Below are 10,897 nucleotides of genomic sequence, written 5' to 3' on the forward strand. Positions count from 1 at the left end.
TTCGAAGAAATACAGGTTTAAAATTTGCCACGCAAATTATTTTCAACCACCAGGACAATAATGTTCGGCAATCCCAGAAACCGCTTGACGATGATCTATGCCAAGTCTAATTGTAATTTTAACAATCGACAGTATCTTGCTTAATGAGATTCGTTTGATTGAATATCATTCATAATATTCAAAGCGATCTTTTCAGCTACCATTTCATGCACCTGCGCATTCTGGATGATACAACAGAGGACAAAATAATGCATTTCCTCACCTGAGTTTCGTCTTGTAGACGATTTACAAAATCATACAATAGTCGCTCATACACTTCTGGAGAATCCCAACCGTTAAGTTTAAGTAGTCTGGTAAGGGTTGGACTAACCTTTTTGACACTTTTCCTTGCAAATTTAGTTAATTGATTAAGACGTAAATTCCCATTTGTGTATGTAATACGGGTTTTTACATACAACCACTGATGTAATCCTCTATTGAAGACTCTCGGAAATTTTTCCACAGAAAAACACATTATTACATAATCCGGGAAGAATCTAATTACTCTATCATTGCAAAGAATTTCCTCTCAGATAAGAGCTCCACCCTTCTCGCAATTACTGGATCTAGACCCTGAGCGTCGGCAGTCTGGATTCCCAGGCGCCACCGACTACCTGGCGAACAACCTTCCCAGGCTGGAAGAGTACTTCGGAGACCTGACCAAGAAGTTCAAGCACGACCACCGACGGATCGATGTGAGCACCCGAGGACCGAACCAAAGAGATAGCCCCCTGTGTCGTAAACTCGACATGTGGGCTATCTCTTTTTAGCATTCGCGACAGCTAGTCCATCTATTTTTATGGAACTAAGGAGTCATTCATAAAGGGGAAACTGTAACAGTCTTCTATGTCAATGTAAAACTTTACTCCACATTATTTGTACTCTTACCATATAGTAACATTTTCAGTCAGCTTGCTTTTGCGTACCAATAACTCCATTCCCAGGTATACCAGATAAATAGCTCCAATGACTTTAACAATGATAAATAGCAAGATCGACTTGGCTAAAATAACGGATAAGCCGAATGCAGCCAGTACTGTGTACACAAGCGATCCTGTTGATATTCCCAATGCAGAAACAATCCCTGATCGTCTTCCTTGAGACACACTGCGACCAATGATATAAAAAGTATCCTTTCCTGGCTTCAAATTTAATAATATGCAGTCAGAAGAAACACTTCATAATGGTCAATCCCAAGTCACTTGAATCGGTTGGTTAACAGCATGTTTCAATATTAGTAATCGTTCGGGCTGCTCTGAAAGATAATTCACCATCAAAACACTACCCTTTCTAATCTCTCGAAAACTTTTTCGAGGCAGCTGTTTCGAGACTTGAATCTCTTTTGCTTGACCATCCACTGGAGTAACCTGTAATGTCAGCACTGCATCCACCACATCGGCAGCTAAACTCCCCACAGTAGTGATGTCTAATACAACAGCTTGTTCTTCGATTCCTTGTTGGCGAATCTCTTTCTCTTCTTCTGACATCATGCCTGTTTCAAAAGCGATTTGCTCATATAGTTGTTGATATTCAGCACCTGATAAGCGAGGGGTTAGATCGAATACCAGTTGTTGTTCCGAATCCATCAATAATGCCAATGTTGTTCCTGGTCGAAAGTGGGCGGTATCCCATTTTGAACGCTTGAGTGTTAACTTTGCTTCGATTAGATCTCTAGTTTGTGTTGCCACATATAATTTTACGGTTACAGTTGCTTTTTTATCCCCAGATGAGTAGACCGGCTCTCCCTCTTGAACCAGACCCAACACAGGTTCTCCATTATTCTGCTGAACCCAACGCGAAGCAAAAAATCCACCCACCATCAGAGCGACACCGATCAATATTGAAGTGGCGATAGGCATCCGATAACGAAAAAGAGAAAACTCAATAAAAGCCCAAAGTACACCAGAAACAAAGATGATAAAACCAAAAGAATACAAAATCGCTGCTAGTTTATCTATTCTCTTCCAAGACTTCTTTGTATAACCCTCAGTCGCTTTCGGTTTCTTCCCCATCCAACTAACCTCCGCCTATTCTATGATGAAGCAAATTCCTCTTTCAAACGAATTCGCTTTCCTATATATCGCACCAATATAACATGAACAACACGACCCCCACCTCTGAATGGCGAGATAAAGTAACACCCTCGAAAAATCAATTCTTCAAAAATAGCGGAGTTGCTGTTCCATCCCAAACCTTCAAGCAAATCATACCATGTGTTGAGAGATTGCCTTGCCATGCGCAATGTGTCAATCCCATATCTACTCCTTGCACTATCCCCATTATGTTTAATCACTCTTTACTGCCTTGATAATTAACATCATTGGCCTTCGAAGTTCACCTTTCATCCAAGGGTTCTGTAACATTTCTTTAGGTAGTGTTGGTTCCTTTACTGACATGATGCGAAAGCCTGCTTCGATCAGATTGTTGATGGTGGTAGAAAAAGTCCAATGATACTTGATTACATCTTCAATCAGGAAATATGCTTTGCGAACTCCTTCCGATTGATAATGATCAACAGGTCAATAAAGTCTGTTACCAGCTTCGTCTACATACCAGTCTTACTCTTCCCGGGCGGTAAAGATCGGATGCTCCACGGAAAAACGAAACACACCATTCGTCTTAAGATAGTGATACACCTTTGTACAAGCTCGGAAAGGGCTTGAATATAATGAAAGTTCAAAGAACTGATTACTACATCAAATTGCCCCTCCGTAAACGAAATATCTTCAAACGGCATCTGCAAATAAGTAATGGCTGGTTCGGCCGTCATATCCAGGGGGGTACCAGATGGGGTCCTGTACAGTGGCGTAGCCAACTCAATTTGTCGTGCTTTCTTTAGCATATTTTCTGACAGATCAACACCAAATCACTGAACGCGCCCCTTGCTCACGTGCATAACGACAGTGACAGCCTAATCCACAACCTAAATCAAGAATCTGCTTATAAGCTAAATCGGGCAAAAGTGAACAAAAAACATGCCATTCTCTAGCAGCTTCTAATCCCTGTTTCGAACGAGGCATTTCTTGATAGGCGGCGAAAAAATTAGCATTATCATAATTAATGAATTGAACAATAAAACAGCCTCGTTTCTCTTTGCAGTGGCTGGTTCATTTATATTATGGAACTAAAGAGTCATTCATAAAGGGGGAAACTGTAACAGTTTTCTATGTCAACGTATAACATGACACCAATGGCAGGAGTTATCTAATTGACGGAAAAATTGGTTTGTTTTCTTTTTTTGCTTTTACAAATGCTTCCTCATCCCATGGAGACCAATCAACTGAATTATAGACATGCTGCAAGAGATAGGGTGACTTTCATCAATCAAGCGATTTGATTTGCGATGTTCAGATTTCAATCAGATTCCTCCAATTTATGAATGGAATGCAAAGTAATAAGCGATTCAAAAGTTACTTAAGAGCAACTAAAATTTGATAAACAAAATTCAAATCGATCATCCCTATCATCATGATGTTTCTTTCTAGACTTATAGTAACCATAATATCCCCTCACGTTAGTTAGTAGAGAGAACTAACTAACGTGAGGAAATCATCTTCCTAATGAGTGTATTACTTAATGGTGCTTTTAATATCAAATAATTGATCTAACGCCGATAACTTACCTTGAATATGTGTTTGATAAGTATCAATGTATGCTTGGGGCTCCTTTGGGTTGGCATAACGATCAATTTTATGATGGTAGGGTGAAACTAATTTACTGACTGCACCACAGCCAAGCCCAATAATTGTTTGTAGTTCCTCCATAATAATAATATTGTACAAACTTTCTTTTCCTTCTAAAGAGTAACCAACATTTTCTTGATTTCCTAAAATATTCTTTTGCCGATAGAGATAATAAGGGAAGTATGCTTGTTCTGCTGTCCACTCTCACGCACGCTTCACCATCTGAGCAATTTCATCACGTTCAGCAACTTGATAATCCTCTTTTTTGAGTCATGGTAGAACCTCGTTTAAAGGAAGTCGAAATTAGAGGTACAAGAGAGGTAAAGATAGGTAAATTCAGGGAAGATGATTTTGAATTGATTTAAACCAACAAGAGCAATTGAAAAAACAAATGAAGATTGAAATTCCCAAAGAACTGGATGACCGTTTAACCGAAAGAATGACTAAGTTTAAAAAGACAAATGTATCCATTCAGGAAAAAAAGAGATTGTATAAACCACTTTTGATAGTAGCTGCATCTATCGTTGTTGCATTCTCATGTAAAGTCTATATTTATCCATCTTTTACCTCATTGATGCAGAGTATTTTTATGGAAAGTGATGATGATGGACTAAAACATGCGTTGAAAAAAGGACATAGTACTTCTAAAGATCGACAGGCAAAGGATCAGGGCATTACGATTAAAGTAAGTGAAGTGGTTGCTGATCTCTCAAGAGTCTCACTTAGCTATAAAATTACAAAAGAAGATGGGGAATTGATCAATCCAAGTTTGAAGGTATCTAATAAAAACGACCCTATCTATCTTACAGATACAAATAGTATCAAGCAATCTGACGGAATGACCATGATTAAAATCACAGGTAAACGTCAAAAAAATATTAACAGTTATGGTTGGCTTGCTCAGAATCAAAAGGGTCAAGTATTGGAGATCACAGGACATAGTTCCGAAAATAAAAAAGATGTTAAAGGGAAACAAGTGCTTTTTTCTGAAGATTTATCAATTCAAGGAATACACGATTCAGAACCACTTATTTTAAAAATGATAGCAGTGAATGAATTCTATCCCATGAATTGGAAACACCAAATCAAATAAATATAGATGAAACGCTAATCTAAGAGCTTTTTGGGCTCTTAGATTCAGACTGTCGACACCCCTCCAAGTAGGTCGTGAGAAAAAGAATAAGAAGCTATTAGGTAATTTGAGCACTAAGATTACAGCTCATATAAATCGATTTGGTAAGTATCAATTAGATCTGAATCGGAAACCTCCTGAGCTTCATTTTGATGTTCCTGTTATGGTATCATAAGGCTTACATAAATGGGGAAACTCCAAAAAGCGTACGATAGACAGAAAAAATGTAAACTAATTTATGCCCAAAGAGCAAGGGGCCCCATGTCTCATTATTTGACACGTGCCCCTGCTCTTTGGGTTGGTTCTAAGACCTCAGGTAAGAAGGGAGATCGAGCCAGTCATTCGCAGATGCTCTATGACACGCTGAGCTTTGCCTGCACCATTGAACCGGTCGTACCTCGAAGGGTTGAACTCCTCACCACTCAGGTCGATGCGCAGAACGTGGTCTTCGATTGTATCGAAAGTGAGTCCTCCGTCCAAGTAAGATTGCGCCTGCTCGATGGTTATGAAGATACGGCCTGAGTAGGGTACGTATACTTTGCGGGGCATCCTGAGCGACTTCGCGTTGCAGTACAACGCGGCCAGCACAGCAGCCTTGTCGAGACCAGAGATGTCAATGTAGCCCGCACGCAGACGGTTCACGACACGATCAGCCATACCTTCGCCGTTGTGGCGGTCATATAGCGAGGAGTCGAACTCCTCACCACTCAGGTCAACCTTCAGAATGCGGTCGCTTTCGCAGCCGAACTTGTAGGTTCTGACCTGGAAGGATCGTGCTTTCTTGGTGGACATCCACCGGAGGTAATTGCCCCCATTCCCTTGCGGCTTCGCTCCGTTGAACAGCGCGGCCAGCACAGCAGCTTTGTCGAGATCAGCGATATCGATGTTGGAACATTCGACGAAACCAGTCTCTCGCAGATGATTCACGGTACGCTCAGCCTTGCCCGTACCGTTGTGGAGGTCATACAGCGAGGAGTCGAACTCCTCACCACTCAGGTCGACCTTCAGAACGCGGTTGTTGACGCCATCGAACTTGAAATCGACGTGGGTGACAAGGAGGGCTTGTGCCTGCTTGATGGTCATACGATACCAGAGCCAGCTCTTCCCCTGCGGCTTCGCGTTGTTGTACAGTGCAGCCAGCACAGCAGCCTTGTTGAGATCGGCGATATTGATCGTGGCCATGATGAAGCTCCTTCTTGATCTGTTGCCACACCTACTGAGGGGAAGATTCTTTTGTTCTTCCAGACTCCTCAAAAGATAGGCATATTCAGTTTGTTACTCTATCTATAGAAAGCCATCTTATTTAAAATAAGTCAATAGAGAAATACAAAAAGTCCTATCTTTCTGTAAACGTTCAACTGAAGATCAACGAAATCCCTCTTTCTTTCTGTTCGAAAATCATGTAAAATTATGTATATTCAGTTTAATATTGCACATCAAGTTATCTTACACTAGGAGATTAAGCGAAATGAAAGTAGGTTATGCTCGTGTTTCTACTGTAGATCAAAATCTTGACCTTCAGATCGATGCTCTAAAGGGGAATGGTTGTGAGCAGATTTTTCAAGATAAATTTAGTGGTGTAACAGACAAGAGAAAAGGACTGGAGGAAGCTCTCCAATATGTTCGCTCTGGAGACACTCTGATGGTTTGGAGGTTAACCACCATTCCAAATCCTTGATCAAGAAAAGCCACTTCTGAAAATCTAGAAGCGACTTGTTCATCTCCCTATTTAAAGAACCACCTCCAAAGAATAACCCCCCCTATAGTTACTAAATGATAATATCTCCCCAACTAATAGGTCGACTATTCCCTGAATTCGCAAAAGAATTTGTGAAAGGCGAAGTCGAATGATTAGAAGTCATTTCAAAAAACATAAAGATTCAAATCGATGCATAAGAATAAATGGTTGAAAAATCATATACAATCTGTAAGCTCAGCAGTATGAGCAGACATGAGATAACAGACAAACAGTGGAGAAAATTGCAACCTTACCTTCCGAAACGTAGAAGTGGTCGCGGTCGGCCGCTTGCAAACCTACGAACAACATTGGATGGAATCATCTATGTATTAAAAACAGGATGTGCTTGGGCGGATATGCCCAAAAAATACGGATCATACGTTACCTGCTGGCGCAGGCATCATGAATATAGCAAACTCAAGATTTGGGATCGGATTTGGAGATATTTAATGAGTGATCTGTACGCGAAAGAGGAAATCACCCTCGATTTGGTTCATTTAGATGCTAGCTTTGTACCAGCAAAGCGTGGCGGAGACAAGATTGGCATATCCAAATTGGGGAAAGAGTCCAAGGCATTTAGTATCGTAGAAAACACAAGGGGACTTTCCTATGAGCTTGTGATTATATCACAAGCTCTAATACTTAAGAAAAAGCACCTCTAACTAGATTTTCAGAAGTGCTTTTTCTATAATAGTCTGGAAAAGAATTGATATTTATTCAACTCTCATTCTTCATGATACAATTTATTTTTTAAGAAATTTCATTATATTAGAGATTTACTATTAACGAACAGAACCACAATACTACTGGAAACAAGATGCCCAGGACAATTATTCTTGTACGAAATCTGTTAACCCAATTCATTTTAATAAAAATATCATCCATAACTCCAAATAATATAAAGTTAGATAATAAAGTCCATTTTGCGGAAAAACTAGAAAATTGTATTTCATAATTTCCTAGTATCCTCTTAACTCCCACAGAAAGGATATATATAACTAATACAACTGACAAATGAAATATCCACCTAAACCAAATTTTATTTTTATTTTCCAGGATGAAATTCGCCATTTTATCAACTACTAAAGAATAGATCACAATAAACGATGAGGCAAATAACATCCACATGAAAATGATACTCACTTCTGGAAAATACATCGAATGATCCTTTTGAAAGATCAGAGGTATACATAATGCCACAATAAACGATGCTAAAAATGATGCTGCCAGCTTTCCAATCACCAACTTTTTATCTCCTTCAAGCCTCATTTTAAATAGAAGATAGCTCCCTCAATAAGTGATCCCAATAACATAAGGAAAAAAAAGCTGAAGGTTACAAAAATATTAGCAATCAGGGCACTAACTGAAAAAACAGTAACAAACGAAGAAATGTTCAAAATCCCCATACTATACAATTCAATCAATCTCCTTATCATGTTTATATAGCATAGGAACATGAATATAGTCCCTATGCTATAAAATCAATCAAACTCCTCATGATGTCTCTTTCTAGACTTGTAGTAACCACAATATCCCCTCACGTTAGTTAGTAGAGAGAACTGACTAATGTGAGGAAATCATCTTCCTAATGGGTGTATTACTTAATGGTGCTTTTATAAATCAAATAGTTGATCTAATACTGCTAGCTTACCTTGAATATGTGTTTGATAAGTATCAATATATGCTTGGGGCTCCTTTGGATTGGCATAACGATCAATTTTACGATGGTAGGGTGAAACTAATTTACTGACTGCACCACAACCAAGCCCAATAATCGTTTGTAGTTCCTCCATAATAATAATATTGTACAAACTTTCTTTTCCTTCTATAGAGTAACCAACATTTTCTTGATTTCCTAAAATATTCTTTTGTCGATATAGATAATAAGGGAAGTATGCTTGTTCTGCTGTCCACTCCCGCGCACGCTTCACCATCTGAGCAATTTCATCACGCTCAGCAACTTGATAATCACCTCTTTTTTGCGTCATTGTAGAACCTCGTTTAAAGGAAAGTGTATGTACCGTTAATGACTCTGGACGTAGTCGTTCGATCACCTGTAATGACTCTTCAAAGATGGTTAAATCTTCATCTGGTAGACCAATAATCAAATCCATATTGATGTTATCAAAACCCATCTCACGTGCACGTTCATATGCATCCAAAGTCTCAGCTACCGTATGATGACGACCAATTGAACGCAATGTCTCATCGCGAAAACTCTGTGGATTGATACTGATACGATCTACTTTCCATTTCCGCAATACATCGAGTTTAGCAGCTTCTAATGTGTCAGGACGACCTGCTTCCACAGTTACTTCACGAATTTGATCGTAATCGGGAATCGTTTCAGTTAGTGTTGTAAACAACGCATCCAGTTGATCAGACTCAAGAGAGGTGGGCGTTCCACCGCCAACGTATAAAGTAGTCACTTTGCAATGATGATCGGTTAACCATTTCCCTATCACTCGAACTTCTTGATGTAGTCCTTCTAAAAATGCCTCAACCGAACCGTTTCTCCCTTGAATGGCATAGGCTGGAAACGTACAATAAGCACACTTGGTTGGGCAAAATGGAATACCTATGTATAAACTAACCTCACGACGCAGATCGTACAAATCGGGTAGTGCAGCCCGTTGACGAGCAACAATCTCTTGCAATAAAGAGGTTTTCTCCGGTACTAAACGATACTTTTCTGTCAAATGATGCCTTGTTTCTGCATCTGTTCGTCCTTCCAATAACAAGCGATGATATAACTTTGTTGGTCTTACACCTGTCAAAATTCCCCACGGCTGTTGAACTGAGGTCAGCTTTTCTAATGCTTGCAGTAATGCATGGCTGATTGCCTGTTTGATTTGTTTTCGTTGTTCCTTTTCAGATAGTTGTGAAGTAAGTACATGCGTATATATTCCTGTTCCTTGAAGCGGTTGCGTTTGTCCAAGCACACGCACATTTACTTGAATAGTCGAACCCTCGTAGGAAAGTTGAAATTCTAATCGACCCTCGATATCATCACTTTTCGTTACAACCTTACTTTGCATAAAAAGCTGCAAGATTAACTCTACATCTCGATTATAATTCGGATCAAGTCCTGTTACTTGCCAATTACCCATCATATGCCTCCGTTTATTCTTATTCACCGATGACAACAGTCACTGGTCATTTTTTATCTTCTTAATACTGCTATGACAAAAAAAGCTTGTCAACAACGACCACCTTCTTTGGTGGTCGTTTTGTTTTCCTTATTTATCCTAGTCTTCTAAACTAACTAAGCAATCTCAATAGTTTATTATCAATCGGTTTAGGGAAGGTTTTTGTCAGCCTACTCACATCAATCAATTTATTAATTACTTTTAAGTCCACGTTGGTGTTCCACCGCCAAAATACAAAGTGGTCACTTTGCACTGATGATCGGTTAACCATTTCCCTATTGCTCGAATTTCTTGATGTAGCCCTTCTAAAAATGCCTCAACAGAGCCATTTCGCCCTCGAATGGAATACGCTGGGAATGTACAATAAGCACATTTCGTTGGACAAAATGGAATTCCAATATAAAGACTTACTTCATTTCGCAACTGATATAAATCAGGCAATGCTGCATGCTGCCGTGTCACGATTTCCTGCAATAATGACATTTTCTCAGGTAGAATACGATAATCCTTTGCTAATCGCTCCTTGATTGTGGAATCATCTAAATCTTTCTGTAATAAGCGATGATACAATTTAGTTGGTCGAACGCCTGTTAAAATCCCCCAAGGCTGCTGAATTGAAGTAATCTTCTCTAGAGCCTGTAATAAAGCATGGTTGATGACTTGTTTTAATTGTTTACGCTGCTCTTTTTCAGATTGATGATTGAGGATGACTCCTTTGGCCTCTCCAATGCTTTTCAATGACTGTTCTAGCAAACTACAGTCCACTTTGACCACTACTTGGTCGTGATCAAACTTTAAATGAAATACTAGTTTTCCGATTGCATCCTCGCTTGTATGTAACACTTTTGCTTGTGCAAAAAACAAACGTAAGATTAGCTCAACATCTCTATGAAAAATGGAATCAAGACCCATTACATACCAATTACTCATCTTTTTCCTCCTGTGTTGTAAGGTTCACTACGCTAGTTTACATCAGCTTATTTAGAAAACCAATTGCCTAATTCCAGAAATAACAAAACATCCTGCCTACAAGCTGTCAGACAAGGCATTTAAAATATAACAGAGGTTGTTGCATAATTAATCGCTAAACCCAAAGGGTTAGCGGTTCCAAGGTGCTTTTCGAGTGGAAATGTCCATCCACTTATTCATTAATCGA

7 protein-coding genes and 5 pseudogenes are annotated in these 10,897 nt (G+C 39.4%); 3 read left to right on the forward strand and 9 right to left on the reverse strand.

The window, feature by feature from the left end; all coding sequences use genetic code 11:
* Nucleotides 1–932: 932 nt before the first annotated feature.
* The 6 genes and pseudogenes from BUB71_RS18215 to BUB71_RS20460 form a co-directional block, all read right to left on the reverse strand.
* Nucleotides 933–1,231: pseudogene (locus BUB71_RS18215) on the reverse strand (LysE family translocator); the annotation flags it as partial.
* A complete protein-coding gene (locus tag BUB71_RS18220) occupies nucleotides 1,227–2,051 on the reverse strand; it encodes a hypothetical protein (RefSeq protein ID WP_073158546.1) in 825 nt (274 codons plus the stop codon). The pseudogene BUB71_RS18215 and the gene BUB71_RS18220, both read right to left, overlap by 5 nt.
* Before the next feature lie 20 nt (nucleotides 2,052–2,071).
* Nucleotides 2,072–2,332: a hypothetical protein gene (locus tag BUB71_RS18225; protein ID WP_139279192.1), complete on the reverse strand. Its 261-nt coding sequence runs from the start codon at nucleotides 2,330–2,332 to the stop codon at nucleotides 2,072–2,074.
* Nucleotides 2,325–3,059: pseudogene (locus BUB71_RS18230) on the reverse strand (class I SAM-dependent methyltransferase). Before BUB71_RS18230 ends, BUB71_RS18225 begins: the two are co-directional and overlap by 8 nt.
* Before the next feature lie 186 nt (nucleotides 3,060–3,245).
* Nucleotides 3,246–3,341: pseudogene (locus tag BUB71_RS20455) on the reverse strand (DUF255 domain-containing protein); the annotation flags it as partial.
* A 267-nt stretch (nucleotides 3,342–3,608) separates the two neighbouring features.
* Nucleotides 3,609–4,017: pseudogene (locus BUB71_RS20460) on the reverse strand (coproporphyrinogen III oxidase); the annotation flags it as partial.
* A gap of 84 nt (nucleotides 4,018–4,101) precedes the next feature.
* Between BUB71_RS20460 and BUB71_RS18245 the strand changes: the two are divergent.
* Nucleotides 4,102–4,815 carry a DUF4179 domain-containing protein gene (locus tag BUB71_RS18245; protein ID WP_139279193.1) on the forward strand — a complete coding sequence of 238 codons (714 nt, stop codon included), beginning with the start codon at nucleotides 4,102–4,104 and terminating at the stop codon, nucleotides 4,813–4,815.
* A gap of 351 nt (nucleotides 4,816–5,166) precedes the next feature.
* On the opposite strand, the gene BUB71_RS18250 is transcribed toward BUB71_RS18245, so the two are convergent.
* Nucleotides 5,167–6,036: a hypothetical protein gene (locus tag BUB71_RS18250; protein WP_073158551.1), complete on the reverse strand. Its 870-nt coding sequence runs from the start codon at nucleotides 6,034–6,036 to the stop codon at nucleotides 5,167–5,169.
* 286 nt (nucleotides 6,037–6,322) lie between these two features.
* Between BUB71_RS18250 and BUB71_RS18255 the strand changes: the two are divergent.
* Nucleotides 6,323–6,511 (forward strand): annotated as a pseudogene (locus BUB71_RS18255) (recombinase family protein); the annotation flags it as partial.
* A 284-nt stretch (nucleotides 6,512–6,795) separates the two neighbouring features.
* Complete coding sequence (locus BUB71_RS18260; protein ID WP_073158552.1) at nucleotides 6,796–7,254, forward strand: transposase; 459 nt, start codon at nucleotides 6,796–6,798, stop codon at nucleotides 7,252–7,254.
* A gap of 951 nt (nucleotides 7,255–8,205) precedes the next feature.
* Here the strand turns inward: BUB71_RS18260 and BUB71_RS18270 are convergent.
* Complete coding sequence (locus BUB71_RS18270) at nucleotides 8,206–9,702, reverse strand: coproporphyrinogen III oxidase (RefSeq protein WP_084731813.1); 1,497 nt, start codon at nucleotides 9,700–9,702, stop codon at nucleotides 8,206–8,208.
* A gap of 240 nt (nucleotides 9,703–9,942) precedes the next feature.
* Nucleotides 9,943–10,671: a hypothetical protein gene (locus BUB71_RS18275; RefSeq protein WP_073158555.1), complete on the reverse strand. Its 729-nt coding sequence runs from the start codon at nucleotides 10,669–10,671 to the stop codon at nucleotides 9,943–9,945.
* Between the last annotated feature and the right edge of the window lie 226 nt (nucleotides 10,672–10,897).

It is taken from the genome of Seinonella peptonophila (assembly GCF_900129355.1).
Lineage (GTDB): Bacteria > Bacillota > Bacilli > Thermoactinomycetales > Thermoactinomycetaceae > Seinonella > Seinonella peptonophila.

Excerpts from the sequence above, each read along its gene's own strand:
- BUB71_RS18220 (WP_073158546.1), bottom strand. The coding sequence starts at position 2,051 with ATGGGGAAGAAACCGAAAGCGACTGAGGGTTATACAAAGAAGTCTTGG.
- BUB71_RS18250 (WP_073158551.1), bottom strand. The coding sequence starts at position 6,036 with ATGGCCACGATCAATATCGCCGATCTCAACAAGGCTGCTGTGCTGGCT.
- BUB71_RS18260 (WP_073158552.1), top strand. The coding sequence starts at position 6,796 with ATGAGCAGACATGAGATAACAGACAAACAGTGGAGAAAATTGCAACCT.
- BUB71_RS18270 (WP_084731813.1), bottom strand. The coding sequence starts at position 9,702 with ATGGGTAATTGGCAAGTAACAGGACTTGATCCGAATTATAATCGAGAT.
- BUB71_RS18275 (WP_073158555.1), bottom strand. The coding sequence starts at position 10,671 with ATGAGTAATTGGTATGTAATGGGTCTTGATTCCATTTTTCATAGAGAT.